The organism is Rhodanobacter hydrolyticus (assembly GCF_044904645.1).
This window is the reverse complement of record NZ_JADIKK010000008.1, coordinates 3,706,992-3,730,800: the sequence shown is the minus strand read 5'-3', so window position 1 is coordinate 3,730,800 and position 23,809 is coordinate 3,706,992. Positions and strand designations below refer to the sequence as shown.

Genomic DNA, 23,809 nt, shown 5'->3' with positions numbered 1-23,809 from the left:
GTGTTTATTTGGTCTTGCGCGCCAGCGTGAACGCGTCGATCAACTTGCCGTTGCTGTCCGTCACCCTGACCTTCAGCGCGGTGTCGGTGGCCTCCACCCGTGCCACCTGGTTCTGCCCAACGACAAGGATGGGGAAGTCATTGCCCTGCTCGCCGGGCTTGATGTGCTTGAAATAGTGCAGGTGGCCGGCGATGAACAGGTCGACGTGCGCCTGGTTGGCCAGTTGCGTCCACTTCGCGTTGTCGCCGCCGGTCCAGCCCCAGTCCGGCTGGTGGCCGAGCACCACGGTGAACGGCGCGCTGCGTGTGCGTGCTTCGGCCAGCGTCGCGCCAAAGCGGACCAGCCCTTCGCGGCGGTAGTCGCGCAGGTCGTTGAGGCCGGCGTAGACGTTGGTGTCGTCGGGCTTGTCCTCGCCGGTGTCCACCGCGATCAGGTGCAGTGGGCCGTCGTCGCGGACGTAGTCGTAGCGGCCGTTCTGTGCGTGCAGGTACGAACCCAGCTCACGCGCGAACGAGCCGCGGTATTCGTGGTTGCCGTGCACGTAGAGCAGCGGCGTGCTGCCGCCGAGATCCTCCGCGGTGGGCGAGAGGAACACGTCCTTGAACTGCTGCTCGCTCGCCGCCCAGTTCACCGTGTCACCCAGGTGCACCACGAAGTCCTCGGGCGTCTTGCGGATCTCGCCGAGCAGGGTGTGGATGCGCGAGACCTTCTCGTGCGTGTCGGTGATCACCGCGAAGCGTGCCGTGCCACGCATGGCATCCAGCGTGGTGAAGCGCAGGGTCTCGCCCTGCACGGTGTTGCCGCGCTCGGGCCAGTAGGGCTTGACCGCCACCACGCGGCGCGAGGCCACCTGGTACTGGTAGCTGTGGCCCGGTTCGAGGCCGGCTATCACCACGCGATGAAAGGCGCCGACATCAAGCAGACCGTCGCGTGCGGCCACCGCGGTGTGGTCCAGCGCGTGCTCCCCATAGCGCACGCTGCCGTCGCTGTCGCTGTCGGTCATCCACTCCACCACCACCGACGAGCCGGAGACGTCGAGCAGCAATGGCGGCATGGTGATCGCCGGCGTGCTGTTCCACACCTTGTAGGGCGCATCCGCCTCGTCATCGTGTGAGAGCTGGGCCTGCTTCGTGACGGCCAGTGCGGGCAAAATCAGCAGCAGGCCGGCCAGGACGAAGCCGATGCCTGCCCGGCGGAATGGTCTCGGTGAACGTGCATGGGGCATCGATCTTCATCCTCCGTGTTGCGGCGTGGATGGATTCGTGAGCGGCGCAAGCTCCACCGCCTCGATGGCCGCCGGCAGCTTGTCGCCCTTGTGGAAGGGCGCCACCGGGGTCAGCTCGACCTGCATCGCATACGGGAAGGCATGCAGGTCGCGGCTCACACGCAGGCTGGCGGTGCCCTTGCCTGCCGGCAGCGCCAGCGTGCGGGGATGGCCGTCCACCCAGACATCCAATTGCGCCGGCGCATGCGCGTCGCGGTAGCGCAGAGTCAGCGTGTAATCGCCTGCGCCGGCCTGCGCATGCCAGCGCAGCTTGTAGAGGGTGGATGGATCGTCGTAGCCATAGCCGTTGTAGTTGAGGAAATGTTCGGCCTGCGCGGCCGCAAGATCCATGCGCCCATCCGCGCCCGGCGCCACGGCATCGGGCCGCACATGCAGGGCACCAGCCAGCGGAATCGCCACCACCGGCATGTAGCCCGCCTTGGCCAGGCCGTTCACTTTCACGCTCGCATCCGCCGCATCGACCGCAACGCTACCAACGCTCGCCTGCGTATCGCCCAGCACGTGCCCTTGCCCGAAACGGGTATCGACCACGCCGGGCAGATGCAGCACGCCATCCGCCGGCGGCTTCTCCACGAACAGGTACAACATGTGGGCGCCCACCGTGGCGTAGCCGAAATCCAGCTTCTTGAACGGCGACGCGTGAGTTCCGTAGATCGCCTCGCCGCGCGGCCTGAGCCAGGCGCCGATACCGCGCAACACGTCGGCCTCGTAAGGCACCACCGAGCCATCGCCTTCCGGGCCAATGTTGAGGATGTAGTTGCCGCCTCCGCTCACCACGCGCACCAGCCGCGCGATGTTCTCGCGCACTTTGCCCTGCAGGTCATTGCGCACCTGCCAGGAACGGTAGCCCCAGGTCTCGGGGAATATCGACGCCGGTGATTGCCAGGGTTTCTCCATGCCCTCGCCCGGCTCGCTGTTGTCGCCCATCACGCTGAAGTCGCCCTGGTGGTTCCACACGCGACCGGACACCATGGTCTGCGGCTGTAGCGCATGCACGGTTCGGGCGAAACGCGCGCTCTGCGCCGGCGTGGGCTTGCCCATGTCGAACCACACTTCGCTGATCGGACCGTAATGGCTCATCAGTTCGCTGATCTGCGCCACGTTGAAATCGGCCTGCGCGGGCGTGATCGGGTTGTCGTTGTCGGGCAGGTACTGGCCGTGCATCCAGTGCCAGTCGATGGTCGAGTAGTACACGCCGAACGGCATGTGCGCACGCGCGCAGGCATCGGCCAGCTCCTTCACCACGTCGCGCCTGTACGGTGTGGCGTCGACGATGTCGTAGTCGTCCTGCGCGGTGTGGAACATCGCGAAGCCGTCGTGGTGCTTGGCGGTGATCACGATGAACTTCATGCCCGCGGCCTTGGCCAGCGCGACGATGGCGTCCGGATCGAACTTCTCCGGGTCGAAACGCTTGGCCAGCGCCTCGTACCGGTCGATGGGCACCGGTGCGAAGGACTGGATCTGTTCGCTGTAGCCATTCGTGATGCGCTTGCCGTCCCACACGCCGCCCAGTTCCGAGTACAGGCCGAAGTGGATGAACAGGCCGAACTTGCGCGCCTGCCAGGCTTGCACGGTGGCGGCGCTGGGGCGTGGGCCGGGCAGCGGCAGTGGCTGGTCGCTGAGGGTGGTGGCGACCGTGGTCATCGGGAGCAGACAGGTCAGCGCCAGCATCAGCGTCGTTCGCATGATGGTTTTCATCGGTCACTCCTTGAATTTTCTTCCGTCGCAATCGACGGGGCCCTTGCCTCCCGTCCGAGGAGAGGGACGGAGTGAGGGTTGGTTGCTCGCGACAACCTTTCACTTCCGCGACCTGGCTCGCCTGCGGCGGCCTTTCGATCGCCTGCCAGCGCTCGAGCCACCTTTCTTTGCTGGCCCAAAGAAAGGTGACCCAAAGAAATGGCCTTGCTTAATCCGCCGGAATTACAAGCGGGCTGTTTCGAGGATGCTGGAACTACATCCCGCGACACGCCCATTGCCACCGCCATGCCGCGTCGTATCTGGGAGCTGAGGAACCGAATCTCGCGGCATCCCGCCTTTTCGCTTTGCTTCTGCGCTTTGCTTCTGCGCGCAGGAGCACGCTGCTCTTCGGGGCCCCTATGCGACGGTGAGGCGTGGACGATCAGGCCGCGCAGCGGGCATCGCCATGGACGGCGATGCCTTTTCGACCGGGCAGGAAGCCCGGCCGAAAAGCCCGGCCACGCCTCACGCACTCGAAGGGCAGGATGCCCGGAGAGCACCGCATCGGGGTGGCCTCTCTTTTGGTTACTTTTCTCTGGCCACGCAGAGAAAAGTAACTCGGGCCGCGGCAGCGGCTCGAAACCGCTTCGTCGCTTGCGAGAAAGCAGAAACAAAAGCCCCTCTCCCTCGACCCCTCTCCTCGCTCCCCAAAGCTGGCGCCATCCATGGCGCCTCTCCGCATGCCCGCAAGCGGTAGAGGGGAGACAAGACCCGGTCTTGCGCAACCGAGCCACGGCGGTCATCACGCCCAGCGCACCCAGGCAGCGCTGGCTTTGGGCACCGCGATGCGGCACGCACCGCCAGCATCCGCCGACACATGGCCATCCGCCGCAAAACTCACGTCGCGTCGGCTGTCCAGTGCAGGCGCGCGCAGGCGCATCAATTCGCCCTTCGCGCCATGCGGCAAACCACTCAACGCTACCGAGGCATCGCGCTGCGCGTCCTTGTTGATCAGCGCGACCAGCACCGCATCGCCCTGCTTCGCGGCGTAGGCCGTGAGGTTGGCGCCACCGGCATCGAGCTGGCCGGGCAGCATCTGCGCGCCGGCGAAGCGCTGCGCCAGCGTGATGCCATGGAACAGAGGTCGCTGCTGGTAGCCCAGAGCGCGGCTGCCGGCGATGGCCGAGTAGCGCGAGGCCTGCGCATCACGCTGCGCCACGATGTCGCCGCCCGTGGGCGCCTTCGCCACGCGCCCCAGCGAGGTTTCCACCGAGAGCAGCGTACCGCCGTGGAAGTGCATGCCGGCCACGCCGCGCTGCGCCAGTGCCAACATGAAATCCGCTCCCCACAGCGCGGAAGCGAACACGTTGCTGGTGCCGTCGCGGCCGCCGTTGTAGTACGAGTTGCCTTCGGAGATGCGGAACGGCAACGCGTACTGGTCCGCCACGCGCATGATCTGCTCGACCTCACCGAAGAAACCGGGATCGCCGGCAAGCATGTCCGGGATCGAGCCGTTCTCCGCCGCCTCGCGATAGTAGTGCCGGCTGAGGAAGACGTTCTCCCCGGCGTGGCGCTTCGCGTACTCGATCACCCAGTCGGTGTTCGCGCCGGTGTCCGGCCCGGCGATGGGCAGGCCGGCGTCATGCAGCACCTTGGCATAAGGTACCCACGCCGCATCGAACTCGGCGTAGTCGTGCTCGTAGTTGTTCGCCTCGTTGCCGATCTGGATCGCCAGCAGTTGATCGCCCACGAGATGTTGCACGGTCTGCGCCAGGTCCAGCGCCATCTCCGGCGAACCAATGCGCAGGTTCACGCCGAACACCAGTTTCCAGCCGGTGGCGCGCACGAAGCCGGCCAGAGCTTCCAGGCCCTCGGGCTTGAGCACATGCGGCTGCAGCAGCTTGCCGTGTCTGCGCGGGACATAGGTCGGCATCTTGCCCTTGTAGCCGCCCCACACGGTGTCGTCGCTGGTGTTGCCCCCGATGCGCAGCACGCCGTGCGGGTTCATCTCGCGGAACAGGCGCACCAGGCCGTGGTTGTCCGCTGCGAAGAAGGTGGGATCGGAAAGTTCCAGTGTCTCGTAGCTGAGGCTGGCGAGGCTGGTGTCGACGCGCCGCCCCGAGCCAGTCATGTCCAACGCGAAGTTCGCCTGTACCGCGAATGCGTCAGCCCCCCAGACCAGGCCGTCGCAGGCGGCGGCCAGCGGCAGCAGCGCGGTGGCCTTGAGCAGGTTGCGGCGTGACTTGTTCACCATGATCTGCACACTCCTCAGTTTTTTGCGATCGCGCTTGATCGCGTGGATCAAACAACGACCATCCGTGGCGCACTTCTCGAATCGTTGAGATCATCCTTGATCGCGAAGCTCGAATGGACGAGCCATCCTTGGCCGTACTACTCAATACCTTTGCAATCATCCTTGATCGCCAAGATCAAACAGGCGGTCATCCTTGGCGGCACTTTCAATGGAAGCGGCCGCGCTCATGGCGCGATGCTCGCCGCCTTCATGTCGGTGGTTCCACACAACGCGAGATCGCGCGACGAATGGCCTACCTCGACCGTATAGCGGCCGGCATCGATGCGCCAGCGATTCGCGGCAACGTCGAACACCGCAAAAAGCCGCGGATCGATCGTCGCCGACACGACCGCCTGCTCACCCGGCTTCAGATCAACCTTGTCGAAGCCGGCCAGCCGCCTCGGCGCTTCACCATCGGCAGTCGGCATGTCGACGTAGACCTGGGGCGTATCCATGCCGGCGCGCGAGCCCATGTTGCGCACCACGAAACTCACCGTCACGCGCGGCCCCGTGCTCACCTTGAGATCCGAATAGACAAAGCGCGTGTACGAGAGGCCATAGCCGAAGGGAAACAGCGGCTCGAGTTTCTGTCGGTCGAACCACTTGTAACCAACCGCCGCTCCTTCGACGTCGTAGTCGGCGGAAGCGCCGCCGGCAATGACCGGCCTCGGCAATTGCCGCTCGTCGCGCGGAAAAGTGATGGGCAAGCGACCGCTGGGGTTCACGCGACCGCTCAAGACGTCTGCAATGGCCTCGCCGCCACGCGCACCCGGGTACCACGCTTCCAACACCGCCGCCACGTTCGGCAACCACGGCATGCGCACCGCGGTGCCGCTTTCCAGCACAACGACGGTATGCGGATTCGCCGCTGCCACCGCGGTGACCAGTGCATCCTGATGCCCAGGCAAAGACAAGTTTGGCAAGTCGATGCCCTCGGCCTCCCATTGCGTCGCGAACACGATGGCCACATCGGCGGACTTCGCTAATGCTGTGGCGCGCGCGGGATCGTCGCCGTCGACGTAGTCGATGCGCGCCTTACGAAAACGCTGCTGCAGGGCCCGCAGCGGCGATGAAGGGTCGTACACGATCCATGGCGAGGCGCTGTCGTGCAGATCGGGATGCACCGGCTTGATCGCCGGGCCATGCACCGGCCACACCTGCGCGGAACCGCCGCCGGAAAGCACGCCCACATCGGCGTGGCCACCGATCACGGCGATGCGTTGCACATGGGCGTCCAGCGGCAATTGCGCGGCATCGTTCTTCAGCAATACCAGTGCTTGTTCCTCGGCGTCCTGCGACACCTTGGCATCGGCCTCGAAATCCACCGGCTTCGGCGGCGGCGCATCGAACAACCCATTCGCCAGCATCGAGCGCAGGATGCGCCGCGCCATGTCCTGCAGGCGGCTCACGGGAATCGTGTGGTCGGCGATGGCGCGCATCAGCGGCGCGCCGAAATTGCCCTTGCCATTGTCATCCCCGGTGAAATCCTCGCCCGAGACCTGATCCACCCCGGCCAGCGCGTCCGTCACGCCGTGGTCGCCGCCCCAGTCTGTCATCACCCAGCCCGGGTAGTGCCAGTCGCGCTTGAGCACGTCGTTGAGCAGGTGCGCGTTCGAACAGTCGTAGATGCCGTTGACCTTGTTGTAGCCGCACATCACCGCGCCAGGGTGGCCCTGCTCGATCGCCAGCTCGAATGCCAGCAGGTCGGACTCGCGCATCGCGCGCTCCCCGATGTCGGAACTGATCGCGAGGCGGTTCGTCTCCTGCGCATTGAGCGCGAAATGCTTGATGGTGGAGACGACGTGCCGGGACTGGATGCCACGGATCTCCGCGCCGTCCATGGTGCCGGCCAGCAGCGGATCCTCGCCGAAGTATTCGAAGGTGCGCCCGTTGCGCGGTTCGCGCGAAAGATTGATCCCGCCGGCCAGCAGCACGTTGATGCCTTGTGCACGGGCCTCGTCCGCAATCATCCTGCCGCCGGTCTCGGCCAAACGGGGATTCCATGTGGCGGCAAGTGCCAAGGTCGACGGCAGTGGCGTGGCATCGCCCGCGTTGCCACGCACGCCGGTGGGCCAGCCGCGCGCGTCGAAACCCACCGGATAATTGTTCGGGCCAATGCCGGCATCGTTCTGCTGCTGCGCGGGGATACCGTAGGCTGGCAGCGCCGGCACGTAACCAGCCGCGCCGATGCTGCCGGGCGGCTGCTTCGCCGTGCCGCCCATGAAGTAGCTCTGCACCAGGCCATGCAGCGCTTCCGGCGGCATCTTCTGCACGATGCGCTCTGCGCGCGCATCCGCGTCCGTGGGCTGCGCCGCCTGCGCCAGCGACGGCATGGGCAGCCACGCCAGCACAAGCGCGCCAACGCCGCACCGGAGCAGCGACCGTCGCAAGTGATGCACCGTCATGCAGGCGCTCCCATGCCGGCTCGGCACCTGCGCCATGAAAGGTGCCAGCGTGGCCGTGCTCGCGTGAAGGGGGAATACAGGCTCGACATGCCGCGCACACTCCGCATCAGGGAAGCCTATTCCGGCGTCTTATCGCGCAAATGGGCGAGGATATTTCCGGCAGCCTCCATGGGGTCCGGAAAGGGTTGCGGCTGATCCACGGCAGCCGAACGCACCCACTGCTTTTCCCACGCCCGGATGTCGTTGTGTGCTCCGGCAAGGTTTTCGAAGTACATGCGCCAGCGCGGTATGTAATAGCCGCCGATCAGACCCGACCACATCCTGCTCGAATAGTCGTCGATTTCCCCATTGCGGCCCCAGAGCGTGATGAGCATCTTTGCATCCCGCTCGTCATGGTCCTTTTCCGACGGGGTCGCCCCATAGGCCCTTGCAGAATCGACCCAGTTCTTCAACTGCAGATTCGGATGGGAGGCGAGCAGCCTGTCGAGATCCCCGAGTATCGCGAACGCCCTGTCCGCGGAGGCTCTTCCACGGGAAAAATCATGCGCCTCGTAAAGTTTCGTCGCCTGCTTGATCAGCTGGTCGGCGCGGATTCCTGCCGCCATGGCAACGACTTCGATGGCATCGTCCCGATAGAGGGGATTTGCCTTCAATCGGCCTGACGCGGCCAGAAAATGCTCCGCCGCCTCGATCACCTTCTCATCCGGGCTGATGCTGGACCGACTGCTGCCAGGCTCGAGCTGCCAGATGAAACGCGGGTGGTCGACGAACGATCCGTAGCTGCTTTCGATCAGCAGGTGCCATGCCTTCGCGATGTCGTCGTCCTGGGCTCCGTAACGCGCGAACGAGTAATTGGCGATCCAGGCATCGAGGTCGACCGGACCCGACTGCCAGAACGTGTCCGAAATCAGCTCATAGATCACTTCATTGTTTTCGATGCCCTCGGGCGCCATGCCCAACCCGACGAGATTGCCGCGATTCTTCGATGCAAGCGCATCGCTGCCCGCATGAGCGTAGAAGTCGAGAACACCTGTGAACGCGGTCTTGCCTCCCATGTTCGGGATATAGCCGCCGATCCATTGCTTTCCCCAGAACCCGTCGTAGACATCGCGATCCATGCCGTTGCGCCAGAAATTGGCGTTGTAGTCCATGGCCTCGTCGAGGATGAGCATTTTGTCGTCGGGGACATCGCTCAGGAGCGAGCGCAGCGAATCCTTCGTCCACACATCGCGCATGTAGCCGAACATCCAGCCTTGCATCACCCAGACCGCGTCGGGATCGCCATCGCGGATCGAACGGTAGATCGCTGCGCCGTAGCGCTTGAGCAGTGCATCCTTCGCAGCTTCCGTGCTGGCCGGTATATGCATTTCATTGAAGCTGTCCGAAAGAAAGAAGCGGACCTTGCCGAATTCGGCTTCCCATTCCTTGATGGTCAACGATCCTATCTTGGAAAAGAGCGGGGAATCGGGCGGGAGAATGTGGTTCCGGTACTGCTTTGAAAACCCCGCCCATGCCATCGAGGACAGCTTTATCCCGGGATGCAGGCGGTCCAGCTGCGTCGGAACAAAGCCAGCGAACCCTTGCACGACCGGATACATCCCCAGCGCCCGTTCGCGGTCCAATATCTTGTGTTCCAGAGCAATCTGGCTCTTGTTCCAATCGGGAGCCAGCGGACCGTCGAGTCCGGCGATGTTCCCCATCCGCTCCCAGGGAAGGTACGCCGGCCCCGTGTAATAGGCGTCGATTTCCTTCTGCGTCAATCCCAGCTTCTTCCAGACCCGCTCGCCGATGGCCTCGGTAGCGACGAGCGACAGCGGCATGTTGATTCCATGCAAGGCCATCCAGTCGATTTCCCGCTGCCAGCGATCCCAGGTCCAGTAGGGCATCGTGTAACCGTAGGTCACGACGTTGAGGTAGTAGCGATAGCGATACGGCGAGCTCTCACGCTCGAGTGCCGCGTCCGGCCAGCCATGCGCGAGGTCGAGTCGATTCCCTGACCAGCTCGCGATGCCGAGATGATTCCGCTTGATGTACTGGTAGAACCCGCTGCATAACGCCACGGCGGATGACCCGTGCACCGTGAGGCGGCCTTTGGTCGCCTCATATTCGAAGACGTCGTTCTGATCCGCGCTCTTGATCAGGTCAAGCTGCACATTCCGCAATGCCTCCTGCCCGAACTCCCGCGCGATGACACCTTGCGCCTCGAGCACTGCTGCATCCTGTGCCGGAGCGAGTTTGGCTGCCGCACGAGGAACGTGATCGTCATTCCCTGCGGCTTCCCATGCGCGCGTAGGCGGCACGAAACCAAAGAACAGTGCGCAGGCCAAGGCCAACGCCGGCGCCAAAGCGACGCCGGCAAAGCGATGCAGCTTTGCAGATCGCGGATGTGTCGGCTGCTCATCACCTCCTCGCCCAGTCAGCAAATACCTTCGCTTTGGCTCGAGCATGGCTGGTGCCCTTCAATCCACGGATGCCGGCGTCAGTTCCAGCGTCAGCACCTCGAAGGGCGCCAGCGTGATCGTGCTTGCATGGTCGGCGTCCAGCGTCTTCGGCACGTCAGTGCCGCCGTTCTTCCACACGTCGTGCACGCTGAAGCGGCACGCCACGCCCGGCGGCAGCTGCAACTGGCGCTGCAGGTCGACCACCGCGATCTGCGGCTTGTCGTCGGGATTGCGGAAGGTGACGATGGCCTTCTTCGGCGACCACGCGGCCCAGCCGTAGACGTCCAGGCGCCCCGGGTCGCCGCCGATCCAGTGGTTATCGCGCAGCACGTCGGCGTTGGCGCGCGACCACTTCGCGCCGTCGGCCAGCGTGTCCCAGTCCTGCGGCGTGAGCAGCGAGGGCGTGATGTACATCTCCTGCAGCTCGGTGCCGGTGGCGAAGTAGGAACGCACCTCGTTGGCGAAGTCGTGGCCCGGGTCGGTGTTGAGGCGCGGGTTCTTCTGCGCGTAGATGATGCCGTGGAGCATCAGCGAGTCGATCGGGAACAGCGGGCCCTTCAGCACAATGTTCTGGTAGGTCTGCTGGTCGCGGTAGGTGATCCACTGCTCGCGCATCGTGCCCACGCCGGTGTACCAATCGTCCTCGCCGTCGCGCCAGATGGTGTCGGCGTAGCGCAGCCAGAACGGCGAGGCCCAGGTGCCGGTGGTGAGGTTGATGAAGGTATTCGGCTTGTCCTTGCGGATGTCGCTGATCAGCTGGATCGCCGCGGCGAAATCGCTGTCGAAGCGACTGCCGGGGAACACGCTGCTGACGTTGCCGGTGCCGTCGAACTTGAACTGGTTGATGCCCTGCTTGTCGATCATGTCCATCACGACCTGATGGAAGCGCGGGTAGTAGGTCGGCCCGGACAGCGCGAGGCCGTCGTCGATGATCTCGTAGCCGGCTGCCTTGCCGTTCTTGATGCGTTCGTCGTGCGGCTTGCCGTAGCCGCCCCACGGCGACAGCCAGATGCCCGGCGCGGCGCCGTACTTCGCGGCGGCGTCGCGCAGCGGCACGAATCCGTGCGGGAAATCCTTGCTGAAGTTCCAGGCGCCGCTGCGGTCGTCCCAGCCGTCGTCGAACAGGAAGGAGTCGAGCTTCACGCCGCGCTTCACGGCGAGTTCCTGGCCGAAGGTATTGATGCGATCCAGCGCCTCCGCCTCGGTGTACGGCGTGAAGTAGCCAATGTCGTACCAGGAGTTGTAGTGCAGGAAGGTGCGGTACGGATGCGCGCGCTCGCGCTCCACGTAGCTGTTGAAATCGCGGCGCAGCTGGCCATCGCGCACCACGCCGACCACCGCGGAGTAATCCACCGTCTTGCCCTTCTCCAGCGGCAGCGTGCGCGACAGCGTGAGCTTCGCCAGGTTGTGGTACGCCGTGCTGTCGGACAGCGGGTTTTCGAAGCCGAGGTAAACGTCACCGTCGACTACCGGCGAGCCGTTCACCGTGCCCACCACTTCAGGCGCTTCCACCTTCGACTGCAGCAGCGACACCTTGGCGATCTTCTCGTCCTGCTTCAGCGCGGTGATGCTCACCTCCTCGCGCAGGTAGGGCGAGCCGTCACGCTGTACGAGTTTCCAGTCCACGCGGAAACGGCCGCCCGCATCGCCGAAGCTGGCCTCCACCGCCTTGCCGGGAATGCGCGAGGAATAGCGCGAAGCCTGCACGTCCACCGGCAGCGCCACCACACGCGGCGCCGACAGCAGATCCATGTCGGAAGCCTTGATCGTGCTTCCGTCGGCCATTGCCAGCGCGAACGGCGCGGGTACCGCGAACGTGCGGTTGTGCACGCGGTCGGTCACCGTCAAGTCGACGAGATGCTTGCCATCCAGCTTCCAGTTCGCCTCGATCGCGGCATTGCCGAAGCTCTCCGCGCCCTGCCGGTCGGCAAACGCTGCAGCACCGGGTTCGAGCACCCGCTTGCCGGTGGCGACGCTGTCCTCGGCGTGTGCCGCGCCGAAACCTGTCAGCACGGCCAGCAGGCAGGAAGCCAGCACGCTCATGCGCGACGAACGAAGGGAATGCGGATGCGATGCTGCCATGGTTGCCTCTCGTGTTGGTCCATTGCCATCGACCGGGCCTTTGCGTGGAGAAACCGGTCGATGCGGCTCGAAGTAAAGCGCCGCCCGGTGTTGCCGGGCGGCGCGGGTTGTTGCAAGCGGGCTCAGTAGTCGTAGGTGACGCCGAACCGCACGTACCGTGGCTGCTGCAGCACGAGTGGCGTGCCGTAGAGCGCGCTGTACGTGGTAGAGCTGCTCGTATTCAGCTCTGGCGACAAGTTGAGCGGCGCCTGACCGTTGAACACGTTGAACACGTCCACGCTGAAGGAGAGCTTGTGGTCGGCGAACGCCGGGCGATAGTGGACACCCAGGTCAAGCTGCTTCACCCAGGGCAAACGTCCCTGCGCTCCCGGAGGCGACGGCTGGCCGTTGCACCAGTGGTAGAGCGAACCGTAGCCAACCGGATCGCTGCCATTGGGGCCGTAGTAACCGAGGCAGTACTTCGGTCCACCCGAGGTCAGGTTGAGGTTGGCCGACACCAGCCACTCCGGCGTGACCGCGTAGTAACCGTAGGCCTTGATCACGTTGGTGTGGTCGTTGCCCTGCGGGCCGTTGGCATACACCATGAGCGGCGGAAAATCCCAGTCCACGTTCTGCGTGCCGCCGATGGCCTTGATGTCGGACTGCCCCTCGCCTTCGCTGTTGCCATAGCTGCGCGAGAAGGTGTAATCGATCTTGGCGTACCACTTGCCGTCGAACGGATGCTCCAGGAAGGTGTCCAGGCCGTAGTAGCGGCGCACGGCATGCGGGAAGCCCATGTCGGCATTGGACATCGTCACGCTGTGGAAAGCTCCGGTCGGATCCTGCACTGCGAAGGTGTTGGCCTCACCCGGATTGATGTAGTAGCAGGTGGCGTTGTTGACGTCGGTGATGCCTTCCGTCGCCGCCTTGGCGACCACAGCCGCCGCATCGCAGTAATCGTCGATGATGTGGCGCAGGATGCGGCGGGTGAGCTTGGCGCCATAGACCCAGCTCGGACCGGCGGTCTTCTGGAAGCCCAGCATGAACTCGTCCTGGTCCATGGCCTTGAGGCTGGTCACCGTCATGGTGCGCGGGTCGGGTGTCTGGCCATAGGCGCCGTCCGCCGAGACGGGTACCGAGACCTGGGTCAGACCGGTCGGCGTGCCGCTGGACGAAATGCCGCTGTACGTGAAGTACTGCTGCGTGGAGACGTAACCATTGGCAGGATCGCCCGGGGCGATCGGCGAGCCGAGGTAGTAGCGGCCAGCGTTACCGAACACCTTGAAGGAGCTGTCGCCGAACACGTCCCAGCTGAAGCCCAGGCGCGGCGCCCATTGCGGCTTGGTCTGCCGCATATAGGCCAGCGCGCTGGCATTGGTGTTGGTGAAACCGTCGTCGCGCAGGCCGATGGAGAACAGCAGCCTATCGTTGAACTGCCACTGGTCCTCGATGTATTCGGCACGCTCGGTGGAGAACAGGTTGCCGCCCTGGTTGAAGATGTTCTTGGAGACGTAATAACCGCTCGAGCCGTTGGGATAATTGCTCAGCGCGCCCACCCCGAGTGCGGGAACCAGCGGTTGATTCGGCGTGTTGGTGTAACCGTAGCCCCAGTAGTAGCCCGGGCCGGAGGTCAGCTCGTCCTGATCCCTGGCCGCCGTGCGCAGATTGTCGATACCCGCCGTGATCGTGTGATCACCTAGGGCATAGGTCAGCGCGACACGCAGGTTGGTCGTCACGAAGTTCTGACCAGGGTTGGTGATATCGCTGACGTTCTGGTTGTTGGTGATCGGGTTGCCACCGTTCAGCGCCGGATTCTCGTACGTGTAGCCGGCGATATACGTCTCGCTCGGATCGTAGGCGGGATTCTCGCTGTAGCTTCGCGTCTTCATGCTGCCGTACATGGCAGTGAGGGTCAGCTTGTCCGTGATGTAGCCGGTGTACTTCGCCAGCCACAAGTCGCCACCGTGCTTGGTGTCATTGGCGTAGGACTTGAAGCTCGTATCGGTGAGATTGTTGTAGTCGTAGTTGTAGACGGTGCCGGAGTCTTCGCTCTTTTCCGAGGCGCCCGTCAGCTCCAGCAGGTTGCTGTCGGTAATGTTCCAGTTGACCTTGGCATACCACTTGGGCAGCTTGTCCTTGTAATGCGAGTCGGTACCGGCCTCGACGCTATTGACCGTATTGCCCTGCGTGTTGGTCATCTCGGCCGAGGCGAAGAAGAACAGCTTGTCCTTGATGATCGGGCCACCGACGTAGAGGTCGTACACCGAGGACCAGTAGTCGTTCTTGCTGTTGGGCTGGTACAGGCGACCGGCCACCGGCGAAGGCGGCAGGCCGTTCGCGTAATCGACGTTGTTCTGGCTCCCGACCATCGACGACGGTTCGTAGAGGAACTGTCCACCGAAATGCCAGTCGTTGGTGCCGCTCTTGCCGATCATGTTGAGCACGCCACCGTCGCTGCGGCCGTACTGCGCGCTGTAGCCGCCGGTATAGACCTCCTCCTGATCGATGGAGCCGTACGGCAGGGTAATGCCGCCTTCGGCAATATTCGGATCGGTGGTGTTGAAGCCGTTGAGGTAGTACGCGTTCTCCGTGGACGATGAACCGCCGAAGCTGATCAGCGGCTCGCCCGTGGTGCTCGCCGCCCCGCCCGCACCGAGGTTGGCTGCCGGTGCCAGCAGCGCGACCGCCTCCGCGGTATGACCCAGCGGCAGCTTGGCCAGCTGGTCGGCGGTGAGAACCGTGCGCGAGTCCACCGAGCTGACATCGATCGGCGGCAGGGCATTGGCCGAAACGCTCACCCCCGACAGCTGCTTTGCGTTGGTCGCACTGGCTGCGGCAGTTTCCTCACTGAAGGAGACTTCCGAGCCCACGCCCACCTTCAGCAATACGTTGGCGCGCTGCTGGATGGTTTTGCCATCAAGCATCAGGCTCACCGTGTACGTGCCGATGGGCAACTGGTTGGCGTTGTACCGGCCCTGGCTGTCGACGCCGACGGTACGGGTCAAGCCGGAGCCATTGCTGACCATCACGCTCTCGCCAGCCTGCATCGGCACATGGCCGAAAATGCTGCTGGTGGTCGACTGGCCGTGCGCGGCCATGGATGCCAGAAGCAGACCCAGTGCCGATGCCAAACTGGTCTGTCGTAGCAAAACGCTTCTGCCGGATTTCATGATTGCCCCTCTCATAGGATCGCCTTACATGTGGATAGTCGCGAGCCGCTGCACTCCCCGCGCTCGCTAACTGTTCAAACGCCGATGGCTCATCCTCATCGGCAAGCTGGCTGGCTCCGTCTATGCTCAGCGTGTCCATTCCCTCACTTGGATCCGGCCGAGCAATGCCTCGACCTGATCCGGACGTACGTAACCCGTTTCCACATCCATAGCGTTGGCGGCACCGCAGGCCACCGCGAGGCGCAGCGCCTCGCGCAAGGGCTCGCCGCGCGCAAGCGCCACCGCCATGCCGGCCAGGAAGCAATCGCCCGAACCGACGGTGTTGCGCACCTGCTCCAGCTCCACCGCGGCATGCCACGCACCGCTGTCGTCCATGCCCACGGCGCCCAGCGCGCCAAGGCTCAATACCGGCATCGCCACGCCACGCGCATGGAGTTCGCGCAGCGCGACAACCGCAGCGTCGACGCTGTCGATGGCGCGGCCGAACAAGGCCTCGGCTTCGTCGCGGTTCGGCTTCAACAGGAAGGGCCGCGCCGCCACCGCCTGCTTCAATACTTCGCCGCTGGCGTCGATCAGGCAGCGCTTGCCGGCGGCGCGTACCTGCTGCGCCAGTTCGGCATAGGTGCCAGCGGCCAGGCCACGCGGCAGGCTGCCGGAGATCACCACCAGATCGCTTTCTTCCAGCGCACGGCGGAAGGCGCGCTGCAAGGCCGCGTTGTCGCGCTCGCCCAGCTCCGGTCCCTGCCCCAGCACTTCGGTGATCTGCCCGCGCGCGTCCTGCAATGCGATGCAATGGCGCAACGGCGCGTCGATCTCCACGCCGTGGAACAGCACCCCACGTTCGCTCATGCGGCGTGCGGTGAGATTGCGGTGCGCGGCGTCGATCAAGCCGATCAGCTGCACGGGCTCGCGCAATGCGGCGACGGTCTGCGCCACGTGCAAGCCCTTGCCGCCCGGCAGCACCTGCTCGTGCACCGTGCGATTGACTTCGCCCACGCGCAGTTCGCTCACCTGCATCAGATGGTCGATGGCGGTGTTGATGCCGAGTACGGCAATCACGGCGCGGACTCCAGCAGAACTTCCACCTCGCCCGCATCGGCCTGTCGCGCCGTGCCGCCCACGCCACGCGTGGAAAGCGCGCCACAGGCGTTGCCCCAGCGCATGGCGTCAACCAGCGGATGACCGCCCAGCCACGCGTGCAGGAAGCCGGCATCGAAGGAATCGCCGGCACCGGTGCTGTCCACCGCACTCACTTTGAATGCCGGCGATTCGAGCAGGTCGCCCGCGTGACCCAGCGTGGCGCAACCGTATCGACCGAGCTTCACCACGATGCGGGTGCGACCATTGTCCAGCGCACGCAAGCCATCAAGCGGCGAAACGCAGCCGCTGATACCTGCAAGCTCCTTGTCATTGGGCAGGAACAGATCGACCTCGGCGAGCAGGCCTAGCCATTCGTTGCCCCAGCGCTGTTCGGGATCGAAGCCCGGGTCGAGCGAAGTGCTCAATCCCTGCGCACGTGCGCGCGCGAACAAGGTCTTCAGATCCGGCCGCAGCGCACCCTGCAGGTAATACGACGATACGTGCAGGTGATCGGCGCCTGCCAGCAGTGCATCTTCGATGTCATCGGCGCGCAACGCGCCAATGGCGCCGGCGAAGGTAACCAGCGCGCGATCGCTGTGCGTGGAAAACGATGCGGTGATGCCGGTGCGCAGCGCGGGATCGCGTCGCACCGCAGTCACGTCGATGCCGGCGTTCTGCAGCGCCGACACGCAGAAATCGCCCCAGCCGTCCGCCCCCGTCTTGCCGGCGAAGGCCACCTTGCCGCCCAACCGCGCCAGCCCCATCGCGCAGATCATCGAGGAGCTGCCCGGCACGACCTGCGCGTCCTCGGCCAGTACTTCGTGCCCAGGCGCAGGAAACGACTGGCAGTCCCGGAACACCAGGTCGACATTGAGTTCGCCGGCGATGAGGATGCGCTTCACGCATTGCCTCCCGCGTGCAACGCGAAGGCTTCGACCACGCGGGTGAGCACGCCTTGCGAGGGCGTGTCCGGCTTGCCGCCCAGCGCCAGGCAACGGAAGAACGCCAGCACCTGCCCCACGGCCACGTCGGCGAGCAGCGGCAGCGCGTCGTCGCTGGCCTGCAGGCCCTGCAGATCCACCACCACGTCCTGCGCACCGATCACGTCGTCGGCAATGCCCTCGCCAACCAGCACGCGCACCGTGCCCAGCTGCTTGCGGGTGAGTTCGCGCAGCAAGTCGTATTCATAGGCCCGCACCGCCGGATCGGGCGAGAGATAAGCCACCACGAGGGTGTTCCCGTCGAGGCTGGACATCGGACCGTGGCGCAGGCCGAGGAAAGTTTCGGCCATCGTGATGACCTTGCCGCCGGTCATTTCCAGCATCTTCAGTGCGGCCTCGCGCGCGGCACCCAGCGCGCCGCCGCTGCCGAGGTACACGGCCTGCTCGAAGTTGCGATGGGCGACGGCCGCCAGCGCAGCGGACTGGTGATCGAACACGTGCTGCACGCAATCGGCGAGGCGTTTCACGCCGTCCTGCCATTCGGCGGTATCGGCGCGACCGCCCAGGGCGCTGCCGGACAACACTAGGTTGGTGAAGCTGCTGGTCATCACCAGGCTGCGGTCATTGGTACGCTCGTCCAGCACCAGCGTCGTGTAATGCGGCGAGCTCTCATACTGCGTGGCGAGCTTGCCGTTGGCGTTGCAGGTGACGGCGAGATGGCTCCAGTCCGGCGCGTGCGCCAGCAACTGGTCCACCACGGCGGAGCTTTCCGGGCTGTCCCCCGAGCGTGCGATCGAGATCAGCAGGCCACCGCCCGGCGGCAGCGCCCTGCGATGCGTGAGCAGGGTGCCTGCGGGAATCGCCAGCACCGGCACGCCCAGCGTCTGCTGCAGGTCCGGCGCGATGCATTCGCCGGCATAGATCGAACTGCCCGAACCGGTCAGCACGACGTGCGCAGGGCGCGGCGTCAGCGCGGCCTGCAATTGCGCGCGTATCGAGGGCTCGCGCAACAGCAACGCCGTGGCTTGCCAGGTCGCCGGTTGCTGCAGGATTTCGCGCAGGGTATCGGCATAGCCGCGCTCGCGCTGCATCGCCGGAGCAGCAGCCTTCAATGCGGCAAAGCTGTCGATTTCTTTCGTTTTGGTTTCGAGTATTGACATTTGACTCATTTCGTCCGAATGTGAAGCCATCCGTCCACCAGCCCAGCGTATTCGAAATGAATCAGAACTTACAAGTCCCTTCGCAAGCTTCCGAAAAGTTTTCGAAACTGCCGCTCTCGCATGGCAAGCGCACGCGCCTGTGGCGCCTTCTGTATGGCTCCGGCCCGAAGAACGGCAGCCTGCTGGTGCTGCCGCTGGACCAGGGCCTCGAGCACGGCCCCACCGATTTCTTTCCCCACCCGCCCGCCGTGGATCCCAGCTACCAATTCGAGATGGCCGCGGCGGGCGGCTTTTCTGCCATCGCGCTGGGCATCGGCCTGGCCGAGAAGTACATGACCGAGTACTGCGGCCGCGTGCCGCTGATCCTCAAGCTCAACGGCAAGACCAACATCCCCAGCGACGCCGAGGCCACCTCGCCGCTGTTCGCCTCGGTGGAGGACGCCGTGCGCCTGGGCGCCGAGGCGGTGGGCTACACCATGTACGTGGGCTCGCCGCGCCAGGGTGACGAGTTCCGCCAGTTCGAGAAGGTACGCCAGGATTGCGAACGCTACGGCATGCCGCTGGTGGTGTGGTCGTACCCGCGCGGCAGCGCGGTCAATGCCAAGGGCGGCACCAATACGCTGTACGCGCAGGACTACGCTGCGCGCGTGGCGCTGGAAATGGGCGCCGACCTCGTGAAGCTGCACGAGCCGAACGACAGCGTGGCCAACGTGCCGGCGCCCTACGACAAGCTGCAGGAAGACTCCGCCGCCCGTTGCGCCCGCGTGGTGCGTTCGGCCGGCCGCACCATGGTGCTGTTCTCCGGCGGCGAGAAGAACGACGACGATGCGGCGGTGCTGCGCAAGGTGGAGCACTACATGCAGAGCGGCGCCACCGGCGTGATGTTCGGCCGCAACATGTGGCTGCGCCCGTTCGATCAGGCGGTTGCCCTGGTTCGCCAGGTGCACGGCATCATGGCAAAGTACCCGCGCTGACGCCTGTCCCCCTCTCCCCCGGGGGGAGAGGGCTGGGGTGAGGGGCCAATCTTGCGGCACGCTTCCAACGAAGCAGTTCGCACTAGCATCCTCGTCGCAAGCACCCGCCCCTCACCTCAATCCTCTCCCCGAGGGGAGAGGGAGAAAAACGATGACCCACCAGAAAGCCTGCCTCTGCTGCGCCCCGCCCACCGGCGCCGGCACCGTGCGCATCGAGAACAGCAGCAAGAACCCGCTGCAGACCGCGCGAGACGACAGCAAGGGCGAGTTGCGCCTGAAGGATTTCAAGCCGCGCAGCATGCTGCGCGTGCCACAGACGCGCATCGAGCGCCCGCGCTTCCCGGTGATCGACGTGCACGCGCACCTGACCTGGTCGAAGAACGTACGCAGCGGCGTCTCGGTAGGCGATGAAATCACCGTGTTCACCACGCCGGAAGAGCTGCTGCCGGTGATGGATCGCAAGGGCGTGCGCACGCTGGTGAACCTCACCGGCGGCGTCGGCAAGGGCCTGGAGGAAAGCATCCGCTTGTTCGACCAGGCTGCCCCTGGGCGCTTCCTCACCCTCACTGAACCCTCGTTCGCGCTGTTCCCCGAGGCGGACTATCCGCAACGCCAGGCCGACGCCATCGCGCACGCGCACCGCATCGGCGCCCGCGGCCTGAAGCTGCTGAAGACGCTGGGCCTGTACCTGCGCGAACGCATCGACGAAGGCCCGCTGGTGGGCGTGGACGACCGCCGCTTCGACTCGATGTGGGAAACCTGCGCCGCGTATGACATGCCGGTGTTCCTGCACGTATCCGACCCCGAGGCCTTCTTCCTCCCCACGGACGGCGAGAACGAGCGCTACGAGGAACTGGCCAACCACCCGGACTGGTCGTTCTACGGCCCCGAGTTCCCCAGCCACCAGGAACTGATCGCCGCGCGCGACCGCATGATCGCGCGCCACCCGAAAACCACTTTCGTGCTGCTGCACGTGGGCAACAACGCCGAAAACCTCGCCGCCGTCGAGTCCTGCCTGGAGCGTTTCCCCAATACTCTGGTGGACATCAGCGCGCGCATCGGCGAACTGGGGCGCCAGCCGCGCATCGCGCAGCGCTTCTTCGACCGTTACCAGGATCGCATCCTGTTCGGTACCGACGCGGTGCCCTCGCCCTGGGGCGACGATGTGCCGCAGCAGCTGTTCGGCGACGCGCTGTACGAGATCTACTACCGTTTCCTCGAAACCGAGGACGAATACTTCGATTACGCCCCCGCTGACGTGCCCCCGCAGGGGCGCTGGTCGATCTACGGTTTGAAGCTGCCGGACACCGTGCTGCGCAAGGTCTATCATGACAACGCCGCCCGACTCCTGCATATTGCTGCCGAATGAGCAAAGCCCAGACCACCAGACCCGCCGCCAAACCCCGCCATCGCCTGCTGCTCGGCGAGCGCCGCCGCCTGATCGTGGAGCACGTGGAAGAGCAAGGCCGCGCCACGGTGGAGGAGCTGGCGAAGAAGTTCCACACCTCCGCCGTCACCATCCGCGCCGACCTCGAAGCCCTGGCGAATGCTTCGGCCATCGTGCGCTCGCATGGCGGCGCGCTGCCGGTGGTGCCGGTCAGCAGCGACATCCCGCTCAACATCAAGGAAACCCGCCACCACGCACAGAAGCTGCGCATCGGCCAGGCGGCGGCGGCGATGATCCGCGACGGCGAGACCATCATCCTCGACTCCGGCTCCACCACGGTGGAGATCGCGCGGCAGATCCGCCAGCGCCGCTTCGAATCGCTCACCGTCATCACCAATGCGCTGAACATCGCGCTGGAGCTGTCTGGCCAGCCGTCGATACGCGTGATGATGCTGGGCGGCCTGCTGCGCCAGACCTCCTATTCGCTGGTCGGCCCCGACGCGGAGCATGCGCTGGCCAAGCTTTCCGCCGACCGCCTGTTCCTCGGCGTGGACGGCCTCGATCCCGAGGTGGGCGTGACCACGCCCGATCCGCTGGAATCCGCGCTCAACGCCTTGATGATACGCGTGGCGCGGCAGACCGTGGCCGTGTGCGACTCCAGCAAACTGGGCCAGCGCAGCCTGTCGGTGATCGCGCCGGTGCGCCTCGTGCACAAGGTGCTCAGCGACGCCGGTGCGCCGGCGGAAGTCGTCGAAGCGCTGCGCAACGCCGGGGTGCAGGTCGAACTGGTCTGAGCCTCGTCGGAAGGTCCTGGGCGAAAGTCTCGCCATCCATCGCGGCACCTGCTTCCGTACTGCGGTCTATTGTCTGGAAGAACCAGCCTGATTAGGCTCGACGCCTTGTGCTCGCGCAGCTTCGCAAGAGGATGGGTGATGGACGCAACATCCGGTGTGGGTAGCGGGCGCACGGCGGCGCCCGCATGGCTGGCGGCATGCCTGGCCGCAGGTGCCGGCAACCAGATCGCGCGCGGCATGAGCCCCGGCCGCGTATTGCTGGCGCTGGTGATGATTGCGCTGGGCTTGCGCGGATTGCTGTTCGGCGACTTCGCCGGCATCTGGCAACGCATCCCGATCGCGCATCTTCCGGCACACGATTTCTTCGTCTACCTCGCGGCGCTGGTCGAGCTCGCGACAGGTGCCGGCATGCTGGTTCCGCGCGTTGCGAAGGCGGCGGCCGGCCTGTTGTCGGTGTTCGCGCTGCTGTGGATGGTGCTGCTGAAATTCCCCGCCGTCATCTATGCGCCTGCGATGGAGGCGACCTGGCTGGGTGCGGGCGAGATCGCGGCGATCCTTGCCGGCGCGTGGATCGTCTTCGCCTCACTGGCGAAGCCCGACGGGCGCTTCTTCGCGGGCCGCCGCGGCATCCGCAACGCGCGGCTGCTCTTCGTACTGGCCCTGCCGACCATCGGCCTCTCGCACTACTTCTACGCCGACATCACCGCGGGCTTCGTTCCCGCGTGGCTGCCGTGGAGGCATGGCTGGGCCTACCTGACCGGCGCAGGCAGCCTGGCCACGGCACTGGCCATCCTGTTCGCGGCATGGCCGCGCCTGGCGGCCGTGCTGGAAGCGGCCATGTTGGGCGTCATCACCTTGCTGGTCTGGCTGCCACCGCTGCTCGCACATGCACACGACACGGATGCGTGGTCGGCCTTCCTGATGTCCGGCGCCATCGCCGCGGGCGCGGCGGCCGTCGCGGATTCGTATCGCGGCATCGGCTGGACGGCGCGGGGCCCGCACCACTGAATCGCGCGCCCCAGGCGCAGGCCCGAGTCACGCAAACCGGCCCGTCATTCCGCTCCGAGTCGGCATGATGGGCAAAAGCCGGGAGCGTGCTTGGTGCCATTCCTCTGTTTTGGGGATATCCGGACTCGCCGATACCGGCTAACGTGGCGCCGATCACTTTCGTCGCGGCCCATAGGCGGTCGCTTCGCCCAACGGCAAGAGGCTCCATGTTCCAGCGCATCCATTTCATCTCGGGCCTGCCACGGTCGGGTTCCACCCTGTTGTCCGCCCTGCTGTGCCAGAACCCGCGCTTCCAGGCCGGCATGAGCGGCCCGCTGGCCGGCCTGTTCGGCGCCCTGCTCGGCGAAATGAGCGCCCGCAACGAGTTCTCCGTCTTCATCGACGATGCCCAGCGCAAGCGCGTGCTGCGCGGAGTGTTCGAGCAGTTCTACGCCGACACGCCGGCCGAGGTGGTGTTCGACACCAATCGCGGCTGGTGCACCCGCCTGCCCGCGCTGTCGCACCTGTTTCCCCAGGCCAGGGTGATCGCCTGCGTGCGCGACGTGCCGTGGATCGTGGACAGCATCGAACGGCTGATCCGCAGCAACGCCTTCCAGCCGTCCTCCATCTTCAACTACGCCCCCGGCGGCACCGTGTTCACCCGCGCCAACGGCATCGCCGGAGGCGAGGGCATGCTGGGCTACGCCTACGACGCGCTGAAAGAGGCCTACTTCGGCGAGCACGCCGACCGCCTGCTGCTGGTGCAATACGAAACCCTCACCAGCGATCCGGCCAAGGCGCTCAGGGCCGTCTACGACTTCATCGGCGAGCCGGCCTTCCAGCACGACGTCGAGCACATCGAATACGACGCCAGCGCCTTCGACGCCAAGGCCGGCACGCCGGGCCTGCACACGGTGCGCCCGCGCGTGCAGGTCAACGAGCGCGCCACCATCCTGCCGCCCGACCTGTTCGCGCGCTTCGCCAACGACGCGTTCTGGCGCGAGCCCAAGCTCAACCTGCGCGGCGTGCGCATCGTCTGACGAAACCCTGCTTGCCCCTCTCCTGCGGGAGAGGGCCTAGGTAAGGGTCCGGCCTGCGCACAATACCGCGCTACGCCCGAACCCCCACCCGTCCTGCAGGCACCTTTTCCCGGA

15 protein-coding genes are annotated in these 23,809 nt (G+C 65.3%); 5 read left to right on the top strand and 10 right to left on the bottom strand.

Translation table 11 applies throughout. The features are described 5' to 3' along the window. Window positions 1-4 precede the first annotated feature (4 nt). The 10 genes from ISP25_RS19295 to ISP25_RS19250 all read right to left on the bottom strand — a co-directional run bounded on the left by ISP25_RS19295 (window position 5) and on the right by ISP25_RS19250 (window position 18,513). Entirely contained in the window at window positions 5-1,225 is a 1,221-nt protein-coding gene (locus tag ISP25_RS19295; RefSeq protein ID WP_404616037.1) for a metallophosphoesterase, read from the bottom strand. Between the two features lie 6 nt (window positions 1,226-1,231). After that, a complete protein-coding gene (locus ISP25_RS19290; protein WP_404616036.1) occupies window positions 1,232-2,983 on the bottom strand; it encodes an alpha-L-fucosidase in 1,752 nt (583 codons plus the stop codon). A gap of 781 nt (window positions 2,984-3,764) precedes the next feature. Continuing rightward, window positions 3,765-5,216: a hypothetical protein gene (locus ISP25_RS19285; protein ID WP_404616035.1), complete on the bottom strand. Its 1,452-nt coding sequence runs from the start codon at window positions 5,214-5,216 to the stop codon at window positions 3,765-3,767. 224 nt (window positions 5,217-5,440) lie between these two features. Further along, entirely contained in the window at window positions 5,441-7,660 is a 2,220-nt protein-coding gene (locus ISP25_RS19280; protein WP_404616034.1) for a beta-glucosidase family protein, read from the bottom strand. A 116-nt stretch (window positions 7,661-7,776) separates the two neighbouring features. Further along, on the bottom strand, window positions 7,777-10,107 hold the full coding sequence (locus ISP25_RS19275) for an alpha-N-acetylglucosaminidase (RefSeq protein ID WP_404616033.1): 2,331 nt from the start codon (window positions 10,105-10,107) through the stop codon (window positions 7,777-7,779). Between the two features lie 12 nt (window positions 10,108-10,119). Beyond that, window positions 10,120-12,183, bottom strand: coding sequence for an alpha-galactosidase (locus ISP25_RS19270; RefSeq protein ID WP_404616032.1), 2,064 nt, complete (start codon window positions 12,181-12,183; stop codon window positions 10,120-10,122). Window positions 12,184-12,305: 122 nt separating this feature from the next. Continuing rightward, entirely contained in the window at window positions 12,306-15,332 is a 3,027-nt protein-coding gene (locus ISP25_RS19265) for a TonB-dependent receptor (RefSeq protein ID WP_404616031.1), read from the bottom strand. Window positions 15,333-15,458: 126 nt separating this feature from the next. Beyond that, complete coding sequence (locus ISP25_RS19260) at window positions 15,459-16,391, bottom strand: 1-phosphofructokinase family hexose kinase (RefSeq protein WP_404616030.1); 933 nt, start codon at window positions 16,389-16,391, stop codon at window positions 15,459-15,461. After that, the gene (locus tag ISP25_RS19255) at window positions 16,388-17,314 is read right to left on the bottom strand and encodes a carbohydrate kinase family protein (protein ID WP_404616029.1); all 927 of its coding nucleotides are present in this window, start codon (window positions 17,312-17,314) and stop codon (window positions 16,388-16,390) included. Before ISP25_RS19255 ends, ISP25_RS19260 begins: the two co-directional genes overlap by 4 nt. Next, window positions 17,311-18,513 carry an SIS domain-containing protein gene (locus tag ISP25_RS19250; protein WP_404616028.1) on the bottom strand — a complete coding sequence of 401 codons (1,203 nt, stop codon included), beginning with the start codon at window positions 18,511-18,513 and terminating at the stop codon, window positions 17,311-17,313. Before ISP25_RS19250 ends, ISP25_RS19255 begins: the two co-directional genes overlap by 4 nt. A 56-nt stretch (window positions 18,514-18,569) precedes the next feature. On the opposite strand from ISP25_RS19250, the gene ISP25_RS19245 reads away from it, so the two are divergent. The 5 genes from ISP25_RS19245 to ISP25_RS19225 all read left to right on the top strand — a co-directional run bounded on the left by ISP25_RS19245 (window position 18,570) and on the right by ISP25_RS19225 (window position 23,695). Next, window positions 18,570-19,487: a class I fructose-bisphosphate aldolase gene (locus tag ISP25_RS19245; protein WP_404616027.1), complete on the top strand. Its 918-nt coding sequence runs from the start codon at window positions 18,570-18,572 to the stop codon at window positions 19,485-19,487. 151 nt (window positions 19,488-19,638) lie between these two features. After that, window positions 19,639-20,856 (top strand): amidohydrolase family protein, encoded by a 1,218-nt coding sequence (locus tag ISP25_RS19240; RefSeq protein WP_404616026.1) that lies wholly within the window; start codon window positions 19,639-19,641, stop codon window positions 20,854-20,856. Beyond that, entirely contained in the window at window positions 20,853-21,668 is an 816-nt protein-coding gene (locus ISP25_RS19235) for a DeoR/GlpR family DNA-binding transcription regulator (protein WP_192156494.1), read from the top strand. Before ISP25_RS19240 ends, ISP25_RS19235 begins: the two co-directional genes overlap by 4 nt. A gap of 138 nt (window positions 21,669-21,806) precedes the next feature. Then, complete coding sequence (locus ISP25_RS19230) at window positions 21,807-22,676, top strand: DoxX family membrane protein (RefSeq protein WP_404616025.1); 870 nt, start codon at window positions 21,807-21,809, stop codon at window positions 22,674-22,676. Window positions 22,677-22,882: 206 nt separating this feature from the next. Next, the gene (locus tag ISP25_RS19225) at window positions 22,883-23,695 is read left to right on the top strand and encodes a sulfotransferase family protein (protein ID WP_192156500.1); all 813 of its coding nucleotides are present in this window, start codon (window positions 22,883-22,885) and stop codon (window positions 23,693-23,695) included. Window positions 23,696-23,809: the final 114 nt, after the last annotated feature.